Raw genomic sequence first — 18,913 nt, 5'->3', positions numbered from 1 at the left:
CTACAGATCGGAAGATATGGATAAAGCCGATGGTTCGGAGCGCTTTTTGATGAAGAGGCGCGGAAAAAATATTCAGGTTCCAGTTCGCTTGCGCATGCGAAACCCTTGTATCTTGTATCGTGCGCCTTGTACTCGATTCGCTTTTTCATGGCATCATTCCTACCGTCTGATTGTAAAGCGCAATATCGCGCTGCAGGATCACCGAGCGTTCCTTCGCATTCAGAATCGCCTGCTGGGTTCTGGCCTTGACTCGCAGCAAATCCATCAAATCGATTTCACCGGCCGAAAAGCTGATTTCCATCATCCGCATGTGGGCTTCGGCGACCTGTCGCATTTCTTCGGCGATTTTCAGCTCCGCCTTGTTCACTTCGAGGTTGTGTTCGGCTTCGTGATGCGCCAACTCCAGGTCCCGATAAAGCTGTTGATAATCGGCCAGCAGACGGGATTCCTCGACCTGCAGCGCGGCAATCTGCGGCTGCAGGTGCGCACTGCCGCCGAAGGGCACCGAAACGGCGATGTTGAAGCTTTCGGTATTGTTACTGCGCGGATCGTGATCGCTCGGACGGTCGCTGTTGATGCCTACGGTCAGATCCGGCTGGCCGGAGCCGGTCAATCTCAACGCTTCGATCTGGGCTTTCTTGCGTTCGATCCGGCCGTTCAAGGCCGCCAGGGCCGGATGGATTTTTTGAATCTCGCCCAGCTCCGCCAGATTTTCGTTGAATTCGGCCGGAATGCGGGAAGTCTGGGTGATCGTCGCGTAGCGTTTGCGCGCGTGCATGAATTCCGCTTCGGCCAGGGTCAGGGCCGAACGTTTTTGCAGGAGTTCGGTTTCCGCCAGCAGCAGGTCGGCTTCAGGCAGATCGCCCAGCTCGACCCGGCGCCGGATTTTGTCGAATAACTGCCCGTAAGTGTCGACTTCGGCCAGCGCCTGCTGATGGCGGACTTTTTGCAGTTCCATGTCCCAAAGCGCGGTGCGGATCAGGCCGGCGACGCGCAGGCGGACTGCCTTCGATTGCGATTCGGCGTCTGCTTGCGCGCGGTCGGCCAGGCTGCGTTCCGCATCGCGCTGGCCGGGGTTCCACAAAGGCACCTGTACGATCGCGTCGATATAGTGCAGCGTGCCGCTGGTCGCTTCCTGATACGCCAGTCCCGCCCGCGCGGCTCCGGATGTCCAGCTTTTGCTGCGCTCCAGAATCGCCGCCGCTTCCGCTTCCTGCGCGGCGAGCCAGGCGGAGTCGGGATATTTTTCCAGCGTCAGGTCGATCACTTGGGTCAGATTCAAGGTGGGATCGACTTCGATCGGATCGAAATGGTCGATAGTCGGTTGAATGTTCCGATGGAATTCCGGCGGCCGGGCGATATCTTCCGCCTGCGCAGCGAAAGACAATAGAGCCGCGCCCAGAGCTGCGGCAGCGCGGCCGGACGGATAAAGATTCAATGCATTCATAGGTTCAATGCTCAATGCGGCGGCAGCGCCGCTCCGGATGAGGCAGGCAGTGACGCGCGACCGCGCGCGAATGCGCGGCGAGCGTCTAAACCTGGCGACTTAAACTTCCGATTAAGGAATGGAACAGGCCGTTATGCGGCCAGCGGAGGTGCGCGCGGAGCGGCGGGGGAAGGCGAACGATGCCGCGAAGCGGGCAGCGGGGGCTGAGGAAATTCCGTCCGGGATACGGCGGGAGAGGCATCGGGGCAGAAAAGCCGGGGCAGAAGCGCCGGACCGGTGCCGTCGGGAAAAGGCTTGCCGGAGAGGCCGGGTTGTTTTTCACGGAAACCGTCATCGACCGCAACGATGCAGTCCGCGGCGTCCGCATAGCTTGACTCGGGCTGAGCGGCGATCACGCCGCCGGCGGGTGCGCCGTAAGCTTCAAGCCCCGGAACGTGCAGGCCGAACTGCGGGTCTGGCTGGCTGGTATGCGCGTGCAGCAGCGGGGCAAAAAATTGCAGAATGACCAGCAAAAGCGGTAAAAATGAATGACTCGATAACAACATGGGGGTGACGATGGAATCGGTTCCCGCATTATACGCTTTAAACCGAATTCAAATCCGAAATTTAAGTGGCTGCCGGCCGGTTTTGGGAAGCAGAACCGGCGTCATCGAAGCGTAGGATCACCGATCCGAATCCGGTAAGGCAGCGTTTCTCGATTATTTGCCCGCGCTTGGACAACGGCTTTTCCTCCCTTGTCGCGGCTCTCGCCGTAAAAGGATGCGTCGGCCCCTGACGCAAGGACATCCGTCAAAGGATGGGGCCGATTCGCGTTCCGCTAGAGCATTTTCATATCGTTTTTTAGGGAAGTCCTTACCGTCTGAAGGGTGCCCTGCCGTTAAGTCCAACCTCGTAGGGTACGCTGTGCGTACCCTCAATGTCGAAAGGTACGCACAGCGTACCCTACGAGTGCAGTCGTCTCAATCCCTGACCGGGGCAGGCTCTGCCGGAATGACGTGCTTTCCTTACGAAGGCCATAGACCCAAAGCGAAAATGCTCTAGTAACGGGGATAATAGCCGTAGTATCCGCCCCAGAAATAAGGATACCCGTAATAGCCCGGATAGGGATAGAAGCCGCCGGGGCCGAAGCCGCCGTTGTAATAATAAGGCATGCGTTCGTATTGGGGCCATAGATGCAGCGTAGTGGCCTGGAGCGCCGGCAGCCTGAGGTTTTTTTTCCCAACCATCAACGCTTCGTCGCCCTTCAGCACTCCGGCCGCAGTGACCTCTTTATCTTTCTCATAGATCGCTGGATCGAGAAACGTATTGCTGTAGATGTAAAAACGTCCTTGCGGCGGTTTGTCCCGGACCGGGCGCCCGTAGCTGTTCAGCGGATAGGCAATGACCTGGAGCCGGCTGAACGATTGCTCGTTCAGCACGTCAATGATCACCCCTCCCCAGCGCACCGGATATTTCCGGTAGTGGGCAATATCGCCGGTTGCTTGGGAATACGAAATATCGACCGCGGGCGGGTTTTCAATGGCCGGCGGCAAGGTGGAGCAGGCGGTTAACGACAAGCAGAGAATGAGCAATGGCAAATACTTCATCGGAGGGTCTCCATAGCCGGTTTGAAGAGGATATTTCGCGGTTTAAAAAATTTTCGATCGGATATTAGCGGAGTTATATGGTAAATTGTCAAAAAAAGAACACAAATTAAGACTTTGAATGAGGGGAATAATTTTCTTGAACGGTTGTTATTTTTCAAGGCGTCCCCATAATTTTTACTCCTAAAGAATAGTGCCGAAGGTTCCTGAAATGGACACGCAAAAAGATTTAGACATACAACAACCCCGATTGCTGCTGCCGGTATTGCCGCTCCGCGATGTGGTGGTTTATCCGCACATGGTGATTCCGTTATTCGTCGGCCGGGAGCGTTCAATCGATGCGCTGGACGCGGCGATGAAGGAAAACAAGCAGATTCTGCTGGTCGCCCAGCGCGAAGCGGAAGTCGACGAGCCCGATTTCGATGACCTTTACCGGGTCGGTACGCTGGCCAATATTTTGCAGTTGCTGAAACTGCCCGACGGCACGGTCAAGGTGCTGGTCGAAGGCAGCGAGCGCAGCCAGGTTTTAAAGTATAAGGAAACCGGCAGTTATTTTTCGGCCTCCGTTGCCACCATCGAAGAACAACTCGTCCTGTCCGAACAGGAGCAGGAAGTCCTGCAGCGTACCGCGATCAGTTCGTTCGACCAGTACGTCAAGCTGAACAACAAGATACCGCCCGAAGTGCTGAATGCGCTGGCCGGCATCGACGACCTGAGCCGCCTGGCCGATACGATCGCCGCGCACATGGCGTTGAAGGTCAACGAGAAGCAGGCGATCCTCGAAACGGTGGAGATCGGCAAGCGCCTGGAAAGTTTGATGACTTACATGGAAAGCGAAGTCGATCTGCTCGAAATGGAAAAACGCATCCGTGTGCGCGTGAAGCAGCAGATGGAAAAGAACCAGCGCGAATATTACCTGAACGAGCAGATGAAGGCGATTCAGAAGGAGCTGGGCGAAATCGAAAATGCGCCGAACGAAGTCGAGGACCTCGAACGCAAGATCGAAGAAGCCGGCATGCCCAAGGAAGCCAAGGCCAAGGCGCTGGCGGAGTTGAACAAGCTGAAGCTGATGTCGCCGATGTCGGCCGAAGCGACCGTGGTCAGGAACTACATCGACTGGATGGTCAGCGTGCCGTGGAAGCAAAAGACCAAAGTCCGCAACGATCTGAAAATCGCAGAGCAGGTGTTGGAAGAGGATCATTTCGGGCTCGAAAAGGTCAAGGAACGGATTCTCGAATACCTGGCCGTGCAGCAGCGCGTCAAACAGCTGAAAGGGCCGATCCTGTGCCTGGTGGGGCCTCCGGGCGTCGGCAAGACCTCGCTCGGCGAGTCGATTGCGCGCGCGACCAACCGCAAGTATGTGCGCATGGCCTTGGGCGGGGTGCGCGACGAAGCCGAAATTCGCGGGCACCGGCGCACCTATATCGGCTCGATGCCGGGCAAGATCCTGCAGAATCTTGCCAAGGTGAAGGTACGCAACCCGATGTTTCTGCTCGACGAAATCGACAAGATGGCGGCCGATTTTCGCGGCGACCCGGCCTCGGCCTTGCTGGAGGTGCTGGACCCCGAGCAAAATCATACGTTTTCGGACCACTATCTGGAGGTCGATTTCGACCTGTCCGACGTGATGTTCGTCGCGACCGCGAATACGATGAACATTCCGCCGGCGCTGTTGGACCGGATGGAAGTGATTCGTCTGGCGGGCTATACGGAGGACGAAAAAATTAATATCGCGATGCGTTACCTGATTCCGAAACAGATCCGGAACAACGGCCTGAAAGTGCACGAGATCGAGATCAGCGAGGCCGCCGTGCGCGACATGATCCGCTATTACACCCGCGAAGCGGGCGTTCGGGGTCTGGAGCGCGATATTTCGAAGGTTTGCCGGAAAGTGGTCAAGTCGCTGCTGCTGGAGCCGGCCGGACGCAAGATGGAGGTCACGTCGGAAAATCTGGACAGCTTCCTGGGGGTTCGGCGTTTCGATTTCGGCTTGGCCGAAGAGCAGGATCAGATCGGACAGGTGACCGGCCTGGCCTGGACCGAAGTCGGCGGCGAACTTTTGACGATCGAAACCGCGGTGATTCCAGGTAAGGGCAAGCATTCTTCGACCGGTAAGCTCGGCGAAGTGATGAAGGAGTCGATCGAAGCGGCGATGACCGTGGTCAGAAGCCGTGCGAAGGCTTTCGGCATCGGCAACGACGTGTTCCAGAAAAACGACATCCATATTCACGTCCCGGAAGGGGCGACTCCGAAAGACGGCCCGAGCGCGGGCATCGGGATGTGCACGGCGATCATTTCCGCGCTGACCAAAATCCCGGTCCACGCAAACGTGGCGATGACCGGCGAAATTACGCTGCGCGGCGAAGTGCTGCCGATCGGCGGCCTGAAGGAAAAACTGCTGGCCGCCCACCGGGGGGGGATCACTACCGTGCTGATTCCGGCCGATAATGCGAAAGATTTGGCGGACATTCCGGAAAATATCAAACAAAATCTGGATATTAAGCCGGTGCACTGGATCGACGAAGTGCTGGCGGTTGCCTTGCAGTATCTGCCGACACCCGCGGCGAGCGACGAGGCCGAGGAAAAAAGTAAGGCCGACCTGGATTCCGTGAAAGTAAAAAACCAGGGAGTAACCGCGCATTAAGCTTTGCCGCTTTTTGCGGCGAAAGCGCGGAAATGCAGTTATTTCAAGCGTTCCAGGCTTGACAGTAAGGAATCGCGCTTGATATAACTGTAGCTTCCTGTGTGGTTTTCGCGCCCATAAGGATTGAACCGGGTTTTACTGAACGAACATAGAATAGAACTTCCTAAGGGGGAACAATAATGAATAAATCGGAATTAATCGACGCAATCGCACAGTCTTCCGGCTTGACCAAGGCTGACGCCGGTCGCGCTCTGGACGGCTTCACCAAAGCCGTGGAAGAAGCCCTGAAAGCCGGCGATTCGGTCACGCTGGTCGGTTTCGGCACGTTTTCCGTGAAGGAAAGACCCGAGCGCAAGGGCCGTAATCCGCAGACCGGAGAAGAAATTACGATCAAGGCTGCAAAAATTCCTTCATTTAAGGTTGGCAAATCTTTAAAAGATGCTGTATAATGGCAATCTTTAAGTCGGGTGCTTAGCTCAGCTGGGAGAGCATCGCCCTTACAAGGCGAGGGTCGGGGGTTCGAACCCCTCAGCACCCACCAGACTTTGGAGCGGTAGTTCAGTTGGTCAGAATACCGGCCTGTCACGCCGGGGGTCGCGGGTTCGAGCCCCGTCCGCTCCGCCAAAACAAGAAAGCCCCGTACCTTTCGGTCCGGGGCTTTTTTTTTAATCGGGTTTTGCCGCACTGCGATAAAGTCAAGGTCCTCCGCGAGGGAAGGGCAAAGAGGAAATGAATACAGGGACGCTTTATTGATCCTTCTCTTTCCGGAGGAGGAAAATTTCAGTCATTGGCTTGACGGCAATGGGGTTTTGCCTTCAATCGAGGGTTTCTTTAAGGTAAAAAGCATATGCTGACGACAATCAGAGAAAAGACGCAAGGCGCGTTCGCATGGGTCATCTTGCTGGCGATCGGTATCCCGTTTGCGTTATGGGGCATCCAGAATTATGTTGATGCCGGGAAAGTTGCCCCGGTAGCTTCGGTAGGCGATAAAGATTTTTATCAGAACGACGTAAACCGGGCCTATGAGCAGTATGCGCAGCAGTTCCGCGGCCTGGGCATCGACGAACGGACGTTGAAAGCGCAGGCGCTCGACAAGCTGATCAAGGACGAGGTCCTGTTGCAATATGCGCATGCGAAAGGTTTGGTCGCGACCGATCAGGAAGCGCGCGATTTCATCAAAAATCTCGATTACTTCAAGGTCGACGGCAAATTTAACGAGCAGCGCTACAAATCGCTCTTGAGTGCGCAAAGGATGAATTCGAACGAATTCGTGGCGAGAATCAAGAATGCGCTGATCATGGAGCAACTGCAAGAAAGCGTTTCCGATACCGGTTTTGCGACGCCTTACGATGTCGAGAGTTTTTTCAAGATTCAGAATCAGCAGCGCGATTTCGACTATGTCACCGTGGCGTTGCCGAAGCTGACCGAACAGCCTTCCAACGAAGAAATCAACGCTTATTACCAGCAGCATCAGGATCGGTTTAAAACGCCCGAGCAGATCTCGGTCGCCTACGTGGAGTTGTCGCTGGATGCGATTTCGCAGAAGGTCGAAGTCAACGAGGATAAGCTGAAAGCGTACTACGCCGAGCAAAAGGATCAGTACAGTACGCCGGAACGCCGCAAGATCAGCCATATCCTGTTCGCGGTCAATAAGGATACCGACGAAAAAGCCGTGCTTGCCAAGGCGCAGAAAGCGAAAGCCGAACTGGCGAACAAAGACTTCGCGAAACTGGCCGCCGAAGTATCCGACGATAAGCTGACCGCGAAGAACGGCGGCGATTTGGGCCTGTTCAATGCCGGCTCGATGGAAAAGGCGTTCGAAGAGGCCGTCGGCAAGCTTAAACTGGGCGAAGTCTCCGAGCCGGTCAAATCGTCGTTCGGCTATCATCTGATCAAGGTGACCGAACTGGTGCCGGGAGAAACGAAACCGTTCGACAGAGTGAAGGCCGAAGTCGAGAAGGCTTACCGGAAAGCGCAGGCCGAATCGGTATTTTACGATTCGGGCGAAAAACTGGCCGAGATGAGTTACGAAAATCCGGATAATCTGGATGCGGTCGCCAAGGCGCTGGGGTTGACGGTGAATAAAACCGACTTCTTTACCAAGGCGACCGGCGTCGGCATTGCCGCGAATCCGAAAATCCGCGAAGCGGCGTTTTCCGATGAAGTGCTGCAAGGCAACAATAGCGCGCCGGTCGAAGTCAGCCCCGAGCATGTGGTCGTGCTTCGCAAGCTCGATCATAAACCGGCCGCGATCCAGGCGCTGGACAGCGTAAAAGCCGGCATCGTCGCGCAACTGCAGACGGAGAAGGCCAAAAAGCAGGCCCTCGAAAAAGCGCAAAAACTGAAGGAAGCATTGCGCTCCGGCGAGACGCTGGCGAATCTGGCCGCGAACGAGAAGCTCGAAGTGAAAACGCTGACCGGCTATACGCGCAGCAAGACCGAGATACCCGACGCGCTCAGCGAGGCGGTATTCAAAGCGGCGAAGCCTCAGGCAGGCAAGCCGACGATTCTGGTTGCCGAACTGCCGGACGGCTCGCAGGCCGTGGCCAGCCTGACCCAGGTGGCGCCGGGCGTGATGAGCGAGGACGACAAGAAGAAAATGGATCTGGCGACCAAGAATATCGCCAGGGCTTTCGGACAGGCCGACTTCAATGCGATGCTGGCGACGCTCGAAGCCGATGCGGATATCGAGATCAATCAGTCCGCCGGCGAGGCCAAAACGCAATAAAAAATAAAAAGGGAGCTTCGGCTCCCTTTTTTTGTATGTCCTGATGATGGGACATGGCCACCCCTACCTGCCTTATTGTCGAAAGGCCGGCCGGGCATTGAAAACTTGGCAGGCTAGGCCGGAAAGCCATTTTCGGTTGAACTCACCCATTGAAAATCAATCCCTGAAGTTGATGTACTGCAGAGGCATCTCCAGCTTCTCCTGCTTCAGCATTTGAATCACCTCCTGCAGATCGTCGCGCTGTTTGCCGGTCACGCGGACCTGATCCCCCTGGATCGCGGCCTGCACTTTCAATTTTTTGTCCTTGATCATTTTGACGATTTTTTTGGCCAGCGCCGGATCGATGCCCTGTTTAAGCGTGATTTCCTGGCGCACGACCTTGCCGCTCGCTTTAGGTTCCGCAATGTCCAGGCAGCCGATATCGACGCCGCGTTTGGTCAGCTTGGTCTGTACGATATCGAGCATTTGCTGCAGTTGAAATTCCGAGCCGGAGGTCATCAGGAGCTTATTGTCGTTCAGTTCGTAGCTGGAGTGGGTGCCTTTGAAGTCGAAGCGGGTCGAGACTTCCTTGTTGGCCTGATCCACCGCGTTACGGGCTTCCTGTTTATCGAATTCGGAAACAATGTCAAAAGAGGGCATTTCGAAAGAGCGGCTGGTTAGAAAAGAAGATTTTACTATAATTCATAAGGAATAGGCCGCGAGTCTATCGGAATCAGTTTGTGCCCCAGCTATACCGAAATCCATGCATACTTTTCTAAGCCTTTGCCTGTGTCGATGTTGCCTGCTGATGCATCGGGCGCAGTGCTTTTTGTTTCCCTCTACAATCAATTCCGGATGAAGTCGAGGCAATCGAATGACCCGGACGACTTTCCGTTCTTACCGCCTCAAAATATGGTTGCCGCTGAGCAGTTTTTTGCCGTTTATTGGTTTGCTGTCCGGTGTCGTAGGGCTCGATTACCACAATACGCGGGCGGTTGATGCGCCAGCGTACCGAAGCGGCCGTCCTGGATTTTTTAAAACGGCTGCAGTCAAAAAAATCTCGGAAAACGATCCTTCGGTTAAAAATCCGTTGTCCGGCGAGGGTGAATTGACGCGGCTTGGACGCATTCTGGAACAGAACCATCAGGTTCTACAGCATACCCTAAAAGTGCTCAAGCAGCGCGAACAGTTGTTGGCGGTGACTTTGCAGGCGATTGGCAACGGCTTGATCACGACCGGCAGACAGGGTTCCATCACCGGAATGAATCCGATTGCCGAACAGTTGACCGGCTGAAGAGGCCGTTGGCCAGCCGATCGAGACGCTCTTCAACATCATGGACTCGGATACCGGAGAAACCATTCTCTCGCCTTGCTCAAGGTTTTTCCTTTATCTCCCGGCCCGCAAGATGTTGCCGGGTAAAATCGCCGATCGCCGCAATGCGCGCCAGGCGGACCGCTTCGCCGATCTCCGGTCCCTTCAGGCCGCCGTTCAGTATGGAGGCGGTATCCGCCTCGGCGCCGGCCCGCGCCGCGCCGCGCATGAATTCGGCTTGCGGGTAGGGCCGCCCTTCAAAGCCCTTGCGGCCTCTGGCATCCGCTTCGCACGCCGCTAAAAAATCGTCGAGCGAATGGCGAGGTTTGAATGCTCCTAGCGCGGCCAGCGTATCGGTCAGGGTGCCCGGCCGCAGTTCGAACGCCTTATGGCAATGGGTATGGTATTTGGCGACTTGCAGTGCGAGCGCCTTGAACGCGTTCGGCACGCGCAGGCGCGCGCACATTGTCTCCAGCACGCCGAGCCCGCGCTGCTCGTGCCCGTAGTGATGCGGCCAGTTGTCCTTCGGCGTGACCCCTTTGCCGAGGTCATGCGTCAGCGCGGCGAACCGGACGACGGGTTTAGCGGACAGCCGTGCGGCCTGTTCCAGACACATCAGCGTATGCACGCCGGTGTCGATTTCGGGATGATGCTTCTCGGGCTGCGGCACGCCGAACAGGCGGTCGATTTCCGGAAACACGGCCGCGAGCGCACCGCAGTCCCTGAGGGTCCGGAAAAAGGCGGCCGGGCCGGGCTCTTTCAGGGCTTTCGCCAGTTCGGCCCAGACCCGTTCGGGGACCAGGAAGTCGGCTTCGCCTGCCGCGACCATCCTGCGCATCAGCGCGAGCGTTTCCGGCGCGACCGTGAAGCCGAGGCGCTGATAGCGCGCCGCGAAGCGGGCAATCCGCAGAATGCGCACCGGATCTTCCGCGAAAGCCGGAGATACATGACGCAAAATACGCTTTTCAAGATCGGCGCGGCCGCCGTACGGGTCGACCAGTCGGCCGTCCGCGGTCATCGCCATCGCATTGATCGTCAGATCGCGGCGCAGCAAATCCTGCTCCAGGGTGACATCCGGCGCCGCGTTCACCGCAAACCCCCTGTAGCCGGGCGCGGTTTTGCGCTCGGTTCGGGCCAGCGCGTATTCTTCGTGGCTGTCCGGATGCAGGAACACCGGAAAATCCTTGCCTACCGGCCGAAATCCCCGGCGGATCATCGACTCGTTCGTTTCGCCGATGACGACCCAATCGCGTTCTTCGACCGGAAGCTTCAGCAAACTGTCGCGCACTGCGCCGCCGACCAGATAAATTTCCATATGTGATGACTTTATTGATGAAGCTTCTTAGCATACCATAGACGGCGAAACGGCGGCAGCCGATAGCCGTCAACGGGTTCGGGAGAAAAAGTGAGCGTTTTATTTTCAGCCGCCATGCTGCTGGGTGCCGTGGCCGGCTTGTTTGCGGGACTTTTCGGCATCGGCGGCGGCCTGATCATGGTGCCGGTGCTGGCGATGTTGTTCGCGGCGCAAGGGTTCGCCCCGGGGCAGGTGATGATCATGTCGGTCGCGACTTCATTGGCGACGATCATCCTGACCTCGATCGCATCGGTGATCGCGCACCATCGGCTCGGCGCGGTGATCTGGGACAAGGTTTGGCGTCTGGTGCCCGGCATCATGGCGGGGGCGGTACTCGGTACGGTGATTGCCGACCGGATTTCGGGCGAGGTATTGCGGATCGTGTTCGTTATCTATCTGTTGTATGTCTCGTTGCAGTTGGCGCTGCAAAGAAAGCCGAACGTCGGCGGGAAACCTTCTTCGCGGCTTCAGGATCATGCGATGGCCTTGTTGACCGGCAGTCTATCGGCCATTATCGGGATTGGGGGCGGCTCGCTGACTGTGCCGTATCTGGTGCATTTCCGGATTCCCATCCGGAATGCGGTCGCGGTGTCCAGCGCCTGCGGGCTGCCGATCGCGATTGCCGGAACCGCCGGTTATATCCTGCTGGGCTTCAAGGCGCCGCTGTTGCCCGAATGGAGTTTGGGGTATATTTATCTGCCTGCGTTCGCCGGAATCGTATTGACCAGCGTGCTCACCGCGCCGATCGGCGCGAAGCTGGCCGGGATCGTTCCGGCGCAAAAACTGAAACGCTACTTCGCGTTGTTGTTGCTGATCATGGCGGCCAAAATGATCTGGCTCTAGCCGGATTCGCTTTACATGCATGACGATTTGGGTATTGAATGAACAAAAATTGGCTGGAACGGATAAGGTTGACTCCCCGCATAGGGTTCTTTCTGGGATTCTTCGGCTGCGTTTTTCTGTTGTCGATGGGCGCTTATTTTCAGTTCGTCGGCGGACTGGAGCCGTGCCCGTTGTGTATTTCCCAGCGTATCGGGATCTTGCTGACCGGGATCGTGTTTCTGATTGCCGGACTGCATAATCCGGGCAGCGCCGGCGTCAAAGTTTATGCGATTCTGGGAACGCTGACCGCACTGGGCGGCGGCTCGGTGTCGGTCCGGCACGTCTGGCTGCAGCATCTGCCGCCCGAAGAGGTGCCCGAATGCGGCCCGGGACTCGAATACGTCTTCAACAATTTTCCGCTGACCGAAACGCTGAAGCTGATGCTGAGCGGTACGGGCGATTGCGCAAAAGTCGACTGGACTTTCTGGGGGCTGAGCATGCCGGCCTGGACCTTGGTCGCCTTTTTGATGCTGGCCGCGCTGAGCCTGCTGCAGTTCTGGAACGCCAGGCCGCGTGGATCGGAATCTTCGAGGGACTGATTCCGATCGCCTCATTCTAAGTGCGGCAGCGGCGTAGCCCATCCAGGCTCCGGCAAAACGGAGCATTCGCCGCATTCGACAGGGGGAAGCCGGTTTTTCGTTGGCCGTTTTTATCTAAAACGGCGCATTTTCTTCCCGGGCTTGACAAGTTATGCACCGGTTTGAACTTGTGCTTCGGCGCCTGCTTTTATTGGCCTAATATTTTTTTAAATCAAGGCTTTCGCTTTTTTATATCTTTCTAAGTTATTGATATAAGATAAAAATATTGCGAGGCCAATTTTTGGCCAAATTAACAAAACCACAATAAAAACCGCAATTAAGCGTCATTGGAAAGTATTTTTCCACAGACTTATCCACAGCTTTTGTGGGTAACTCCGAGTTGTTCTCAAGATAGAGCCACTTAGCGGTCATTTTTAATTCCCGTTTCAATTTGTATGGCAAAGTTGCAGGAAAAGGCAGCGCCGATTCTCCGCGTGGCGGTCGATGTGCCGCTGTACCGTTTATTCGATTACGAAATCCCGGAAACAATCGCCACGGAACGGCTGAAGCCCGGCCTTCGCCTGTCGGTGCCGTTCGGCAGGGTTCAAAAGACCGGTTATCTGGTCAGCCTGGAGGAGCGCAGTGAAGTGAGCGGAGTCCGGCTGAAACCCATAGCCGGCGTGCTCGATCGGGAACCTTTGCTGTCGCCGGGCGATTTGCGTCTCCTGCATTGGGCGGCGCGCTACTATCATCATCCGCTCGGCGAAGTTTTTGCTTCGGCGTTTCCCTCGGGGCTTCGGCAGGGCAGGGCTGCCGTGCTCGGGCGGCCGGCACGGTATGTGCTGACCGCCCAAGGCCGGGAGTTCGAACCGGGATTATTGCAGAGAGCACCGAGGCAGAAGCTGTTGCTGGAAGCATTCCGGCAGTGCCCGGACGGTCTATCCGAGGCCGAACTGGCGGCGTCGGTCGATAATTGGCGGCCCGCCCTGAAGCAACTGGCGGCAAAAGCGCTGTTGCAGCTTGATGATGCCGAGATAGCGTTCGCCGTTGCCGAATCGCCGCCGGTCAAAGGCAATCCGGTCGTATGCAACCCCGAGCAGACGGCCGCCGTCGCCGAGGTTTGCGCGGGGCTTGACCGTTTCGGCGTATTCCTGCTCGAAGGCGTGACCGGCAGCGGCAAAACCGAAGTGTACATGCAGATCATTGGGAAGGTGCTCGAACGCGGCCTGCAGGTGCTGGTGCTGCTGCCCGAAATCACCCTGACGCCGCAGCTCGAGAACCGCTTTAGGCAGCGTTTTGCGGTCGAGATCGAAGTCTCGCACTCGAAACTGACCGACGCCCAGCGCCAGCATGCCTGGCTATCGATGCAGCAGGGCTCCGGCGCGATTCTGCTCGGCACGCGCTCGGCGCTGTTTACGCCGCTGCCGAGGCTCGGCCTGATCATTCTGGACGAGGAGCATGACGCCTCCTTCAAGCAGCAGGAAAGCTTTCGTTTTTCGGCCCGCGATGTCGCGATCGTCCGCGCCAAACTGGCCAATGTGCCGGCGTTGCTCGGCTCGGCGACGCCCTCGCTGGAAAGCCTGTATAACGCGCAAGCGGGGCGCTACCGCCTGCTGCGGCTGCCTAACCGCGCCGGCAACGCGGCGGCGCCTGCGGTCCGCTTGCTCGACATCCGCAACAAGCCCCTGCAAGAAGGCATTTCCGAACCGTTACTTGCGGAGATCCGGCAGACGTTGGAGAAGGGCGAACAGGTGCTGTTGTTTCTGAACCGGCGCGGCTTCGCGCCGAGGCTGATCTGCCACGACTGCGGCTGGGTTGCTCGTTGCACTCATTGCGATGCGAATCTGGTGATCCATTTCCGCGAACAAAAGCTGCGCTGCCACCATTGCGATGCCGAACAGCCGCTGGTCAAAAGCTGCCTTTCGTGCACCGGCAGCACCTTGAGGCCGCTCGGACTCGGCACCGAACGGGTCGAACAAATCCTGCCCGGGCTGTTTCCGGATAAAGCGGTCGTCCGGCTCGACCGCGACACCACGCAGCGCAAAGGCTCGCTCGAAAACTACCTGAAGCAGATCAACGAAGGCCGGGCGGACATCATCCTGGGCACGCAGATGCTCGCGAAAGGCCATCATTTTCCGAATGTGACCCTGGTCGCGATCCTCGACACCGACAGCGGTCTGTACAGCATCGATTTTCATGCCGCCGAAAGACTCGCGCAGATGATCGTCCAGGTGATCGGGCGCGCCGGCAGGGCGGACAAGCCCGGTTCCGTCATCCTGCAGACCCGGCATCCCGGGCATCCGTTGTTGACCACGCTGATTCGCGAGGGTTACAACGGTTTCGCGAGGCAGGCATTGGCCGAGCGCAAGGCGGCCGCGCTGCCGCCGTTCAGTCATCAGGCGCTGTTTCGGGTTCAGGCGGGCGATCCCTTCAAACCCAAGGCGTTTCTGGAAGCAGTGAAGAATCTGGCCGCCGCCGGGCAGACCGGCGGAACGCTGGTGCTGGGGCCAGTGGCCGCGCCGATGGCGAAGCGGGCCGGTTCGTACCGTTACCAGCTGCTGCTGCAGGATGCGAACCGCCAGGCGTTGCAGCGATTGCTGGATCGCCTGCTGCCTGAAATCGACAAAATCAAAAAGGAAAAAAATCTGCGCTGGTCGCTCGATGTCGATCCGGTGGATTTGTATTGATGGGAATAGGGCTTGCTGCTCAAAGAGCTGCCCCTCCTCCGGGAAATCCGCGAGGAGGGACAGGCAGGGCCGTTGCACCGTATTGCGCGGTTTGACCGGCAGCCTGGGCGCGGGGGCTGTGCCTGCCTCGGCGGCAGAGAACCTCCGAGCGTCAGGGAAAGTCGGCCCTTGCTGCTGCCGAATCGCTTTGCCTCGATGGGGGCCGTTGTCGATGGCGATTGAATGTTCGCCATCTTTCGGGGCCGTTGACACGAAAGCGGTAGCCGTCTGTGAATCGACAGGCGTCGATAATGTTCAAGCATATCCCGTGCCATAGGGTGTTTTCTAGAAGAAATGAGGCAAGCGCCGGGCGTTTTCCCGGTTTTTTTCAAACCTTTTTTTGGAAGCGATGCGACAGGCTGCACTAAAACAGGGAAAACGGGTACGAAACTGCACTATCTTGACCACGGGCTGAGCCCCGGAACCCTTCCAAAGCGGCGACGGGTCGCCGGCCCGCCCGCATTCGCCGCCGAATCCAGAGCGCGTGACTCCGCAAGCCTGATCATGACCGAATGGATAATCGGGTAATTTTGATAGATAATGCGTAGATATTTTCCGATTCTTTTACCCGTTTTTACCCGTAATGAAAAAAAAATTAGAGGTACTGTTACGCCAGGCCGTCGATACGTTGAAAAACGACGGCACATTGCCGCAGGATGCCGATCCGGCTATTAACATCGAGCACAGCCGGGACCCGGCGCACGGCGATTTTGCATCGAACCTGGCGCTGGTGCTGGCTAAAGCCGCCAAGTCGAATTCCCGCCAGTTGGCCGAGAAGATCGCCGCCGCGCTGCCGGAAGACGATGCGGTCACCCAGGTGGAAATTGCCGGCCCCGGCTTCATCAATTTTTTTATCGATCCGCACGGACAGTACGACACCATCAGGACGATTCATGACCGGGGCAGTGAATTCGGATTAAGCAAGACGGGAGTAGGCAAACGGGTTCAGGTCGAATTCGTCTCGGCCAATCCGACCGGTCCCTTGCATGTGGGGCACGGGCGCGGCGCGGCCTACGGTTCGGTTGTCGCGGACCTGCTCGAAGCGGCCGGTTTCGACGTGCACCGCGAATATTACGTCAACGACGCGGGCCGGCAGATGGATATTCTGGCGACCAGCCTCTGGCTCCGCTATCTCGAAGACTGTGGCGAGGTGCTACATTTTCCCAGCAACGGCTACCGCGGCGAATACGTGCGCGACATTTCCTCGGCCATTCACCGTGCTTCGGGCGATGCGTTCCGTTTTCCGGCTCAGGCGGTGTTCGAGGATATTCCGCCCGACGAAGCGCAGGGCGGCGACAAGGAAATCCATATCGACGCGCTGATCGCCAGGGCCAAGAAGCTGCTCGGCGGCGCACATTACGAGCATTTTTTCCAGGCCGGCCTGAACGACATTCTGGACGACATCCGGGACGATCTCCGGGAATTCGGCGTCGAATACCAGGAATGGTTCTCCGAGCGCCGCCTGATGGCCGACGATTCGGTCGCGAAGGCGCTCGACCGGCTGCGCGCCGGCGGCCATCTTTATGAAAAGGACGGCGCGGTCTGGTTCGCATCGAGCCGGCTGGGCGACGAAAAGGACCGCGTGGTGCAGCGCGAAAACGGCCAATACACCTATTTCGCGTCCGACATCGCCTACCACATGAACAAGCTGGACCGCGGCTTCGAAGAACTCATCAATATCTGGGGCGCGGACCATCACGGCTACATTCCGCGGGTCAAGGCCGCGATGACCGCGCTGGGCGCCGACGCGGACAAGCTGAAGGTGCTGCTGGTGCAGTTCGCGACCCTGTACCGCGGCGAAGAAAAGGTGCAGATGTCGACCCGCTCCGGCGAGTTCGTGACGCTCAGGCAACTGCGCAACGAAGTCGGCAGGGACGCGGCGCGCTTCTTCTACGTGCTGCGCCGTTCCGAGCAGCATATGGATTTCGATCTGAAACTGGCGACCTCCCGAACCAACGAGAACCCGGTGTTCTACGTGCAGTACGCCCATGCGCGGGTGTGCAGCGTGTTTCGGCAGCTCGACGAAAAAGGGCTGGACAGGGACCTTGGGCTCGGGATGGACAGCCTGGGTTTGTTGAAGGAAGAGCACGAGCTGAATCTGGTGGGCCGGCTGTCGCGTTATCCGGAGATACTCGAACGCGCCGCGCTGCAGCACGAGCCGCACCAGTTGATCCTGTACCTGCGCGAACTGGCGAACGATTTCCATGCTTACTATAACGCGCACCCGTTTCTGGTCGAGGATGCGCCGCTGCGCAACGCCCGCCTGAACCTGATCGCCGCGGTCAGGCAGGTGCTCGCCAACGGCTTGGGGCTCTTGAAGATCACTTCGCCCGAAACGATGTAACATGCCCAGAGATTACAAATACCGAGCTCAAGACCCCCGCGAATCCGCCCGCAGCCGAAGGCCCAGGCAGAAAGACGGCCTGGCGTTGTGGCGCTGGATGCTGATCACCGCGTTGATTATCGGCTTCGTGGTCTTTTTGTTCTATCTGGCCAGCAAGGGAGCTCGAAACGGGACTCCTTTACAGGCCGGCAATGTGCCGGTTACCGAAAACGCGGCATCCGGCCCGACGGCTAAGCCGGAAGATAAAAGCACGCTGAAGGTCGAGGCGGTGCCCGAGCCGAAAGGCCCTCAGTTCGACTTCTACACCTATCTGCCGAAAAAAGAGATCGTCGTGCCCGATCATGAGATCAACACGCGCATGCGCGAGGAGCGGGTCGGCAAAGCCAAGGCGGCGCGCTATATTCTGCAGGTGGGGTCGTATAAAGACGCGGCGGAAGCCGACCGCCTGCGCGCCAAACTGGCTCTGATGGGGATCGAATCGCGGATCGAGAAGGCCAAGGTCGGAAACGTGACCTGGCACAGGGTGACGCTGGGTCCTTATACGCGCATGGCCAGCGTCGGCGTGATCCGTTCGCGCTTGCGCCAGAACGGTATCGATACGATCGTGGCCGAATACGGGCAATGAACGCTCGTCCGCGTAAACGGATTTTTCAGTCAGTGGCGTCTTTGCCTTGGCGGCAAAGGTGCTCCGTTTGCTGCTGGTAGGTTTTCTTGATGCCGGACTTCCTTGATCCCGTCAAAGGTCCGACTGTTTGACCGGGGACCGTGCCAGCCGGTGCCGACAAGTCCGAGCTGCTCGCCGCCGGTTTACTTGCGGTGCGGCGATCGAATCGGATTGACCGCGTGGCGGCGCCGGTCCGGAATGAAGACTGTTTCTTTAGGCGCTAAATGCAATGCCTGAGCTGGAAAGCGCATAGCGGCCGTCTCGATAATCCATTCATAGCTTGTCACGGCATTATTTTTGCCAATACCGTCACAAAATCGCCAAGAATTCGGAGCGGTTTGCAAAACAAGCGAGGCCGTACCGGTGTTCTCTTTGTTGTTATATTAAGCTTTTGAAAAATAATCATTATTTCGACTAATAAAAAGCAAGGATCGGCGGCCGTTAGACAAAGGCGCGGGAGAGCCGGTGTCAGGCAGAAATACAGACGCTATCTGTTGAATCATAGCGGCAGAGGCCGATTTCCAGGACTTACAGCATTGTTTTCGGCAGCGATTTCCCGGCGTTGACATAAATTTGATGTCTGCTAAGTTTGGGTTAAGGAAAAAATCGAGCAAAAGGCTGGGTTTTTCCGAGAAAAATCCTTTTGCTGACCCAGCTTGGCGGCGGTCATCGAAGGCGCTCGAAACCATCGGCGCGCATTCGGCCGAATTCGGGACTATCGGATACGTGAGC

14 protein-coding genes and 2 tRNA genes are annotated in these 18,913 nt (G+C 57.5%); 11 read left to right on the top strand and 5 right to left on the bottom strand.

Annotation, left to right across the window (positions count from 1 at the left end; genetic code table 11):
- Positions 1–145 precede the first annotated feature (145 nt).
- The 3 genes from CC94_RS0103715 to CC94_RS0103705 all read right to left on the bottom strand — a co-directional run bounded on the left by CC94_RS0103715 (position 146) and on the right by CC94_RS0103705 (position 3,033).
- Entirely contained in the window at positions 146–1,447 is a 1,302-nt protein-coding gene (locus CC94_RS0103715; RefSeq protein WP_036303706.1) for a TolC family protein, read from the bottom strand.
- Positions 1,448–1,578: 131 nt separating this feature from the next.
- Positions 1,579–1,992, bottom strand: coding sequence for a hypothetical protein (locus tag CC94_RS21195; RefSeq protein WP_036303704.1), 414 nt, complete (start codon positions 1,990–1,992; stop codon positions 1,579–1,581).
- 492 nt (positions 1,993–2,484) lie between these two features.
- Positions 2,485–3,033 carry a Slp family lipoprotein gene (locus CC94_RS0103705; RefSeq protein WP_005374062.1) on the bottom strand — a complete coding sequence of 183 codons (549 nt, stop codon included), beginning with the start codon at positions 3,031–3,033 and terminating at the stop codon, positions 2,485–2,487.
- A 208-nt stretch (positions 3,034–3,241) separates the two neighbouring features.
- Between CC94_RS0103705 and lon the strand changes: the two genes are divergently transcribed.
- From lon to CC94_RS0103680, 5 genes are all read left to right on the top strand, one after another.
- Positions 3,242–5,674: an endopeptidase La gene (lon, locus tag CC94_RS0103700; RefSeq protein ID WP_031429829.1), complete on the top strand. Its 2,433-nt coding sequence runs from the start codon at positions 3,242–3,244 to the stop codon at positions 5,672–5,674.
- 179 nt (positions 5,675–5,853) lie between these two features.
- Positions 5,854–6,123, top strand: coding sequence for an HU family DNA-binding protein (locus tag CC94_RS0103695; RefSeq protein WP_005374059.1), 270 nt, complete (start codon positions 5,854–5,856; stop codon positions 6,121–6,123).
- 16 nt (positions 6,124–6,139) lie between these two features.
- Positions 6,140–6,215 (top strand) — tRNA-Val (locus tag CC94_RS0103690).
- A gap of 6 nt (positions 6,216–6,221) precedes the next feature.
- Positions 6,222–6,298: transfer RNA gene (locus CC94_RS0103685), tRNA-Asp, on the top strand.
- A 223-nt stretch (positions 6,299–6,521) separates the two neighbouring features.
- Positions 6,522–8,402 (top strand): SurA N-terminal domain-containing protein, encoded by a 1,881-nt coding sequence (locus CC94_RS0103680; protein ID WP_031429828.1) that lies wholly within the window; start codon positions 6,522–6,524, stop codon positions 8,400–8,402.
- A 156-nt stretch (positions 8,403–8,558) separates the two neighbouring features.
- On the opposite strand, the gene CC94_RS0103675 is transcribed toward CC94_RS0103680, so the two are convergent.
- The gene (locus CC94_RS0103675) at positions 8,559–9,041 is read right to left on the bottom strand and encodes a YajQ family cyclic di-GMP-binding protein (protein ID WP_005374057.1); all 483 of its coding nucleotides are present in this window, start codon (positions 9,039–9,041) and stop codon (positions 8,559–8,561) included.
- Positions 9,042–9,255: 214 nt separating this feature from the next.
- Between CC94_RS0103675 and CC94_RS0103670 the strand changes: the two genes are divergently transcribed.
- On the top strand, positions 9,256–9,675 hold the full coding sequence (locus CC94_RS0103670) for a hypothetical protein (RefSeq protein WP_031429826.1): 420 nt from the start codon (positions 9,256–9,258) through the stop codon (positions 9,673–9,675).
- A 79-nt stretch (positions 9,676–9,754) separates the two neighbouring features.
- Here CC94_RS0103670 and CC94_RS0103665 read toward each other — a convergent pair whose 3' ends face one another.
- Positions 9,755–11,008, bottom strand: a complete 1,254-nt coding sequence (locus CC94_RS0103665; protein WP_031429824.1) for a multifunctional CCA addition/repair protein — start codon at positions 11,006–11,008, stop codon at positions 9,755–9,757.
- A 114-nt stretch (positions 11,009–11,122) separates the two neighbouring features.
- Between CC94_RS0103665 and CC94_RS0103660 the strand changes: the two genes are divergently transcribed.
- From CC94_RS0103660 to CC94_RS0103640, 5 genes are all read left to right on the top strand, one after another.
- On the top strand, positions 11,123–11,890 hold the full coding sequence (locus tag CC94_RS0103660) for a sulfite exporter TauE/SafE family protein (protein WP_031429822.1): 768 nt from the start codon (positions 11,123–11,125) through the stop codon (positions 11,888–11,890).
- A gap of 38 nt (positions 11,891–11,928) precedes the next feature.
- Positions 11,929–12,468 (top strand): disulfide bond formation protein B, encoded by a 540-nt coding sequence (locus CC94_RS0103655; RefSeq protein ID WP_031429820.1) that lies wholly within the window; start codon positions 11,929–11,931, stop codon positions 12,466–12,468.
- A 434-nt stretch (positions 12,469–12,902) separates the two neighbouring features.
- Entirely contained in the window at positions 12,903–15,134 is a 2,232-nt protein-coding gene (locus CC94_RS0103650; protein ID WP_031429819.1) for a primosomal protein N', read from the top strand.
- 622 nt (positions 15,135–15,756) lie between these two features.
- On the top strand, positions 15,757–17,517 hold the full coding sequence (gene argS, locus CC94_RS0103645) for an arginine--tRNA ligase (RefSeq protein ID WP_005374051.1): 1,761 nt from the start codon (positions 15,757–15,759) through the stop codon (positions 17,515–17,517).
- Between the two features lies 1 nt (position 17,518).
- Positions 17,519–18,142: an SPOR domain-containing protein gene (locus CC94_RS0103640; RefSeq protein ID WP_005374049.1), complete on the top strand. Its 624-nt coding sequence runs from the start codon at positions 17,519–17,521 to the stop codon at positions 18,140–18,142.
- The last annotated feature ends 771 nt before the right edge of the window (positions 18,143–18,913 follow it).

Origin of the sequence: Methylomicrobium agile, assembly GCF_000733855.1 — a bacterium.
Classification (GTDB): Bacteria; Pseudomonadota; Gammaproteobacteria; order Methylococcales; family Methylomonadaceae; genus Methylomicrobium; species Methylomicrobium agile.
This window is presented reverse-complemented; position numbering and strand designations above follow the sequence as displayed.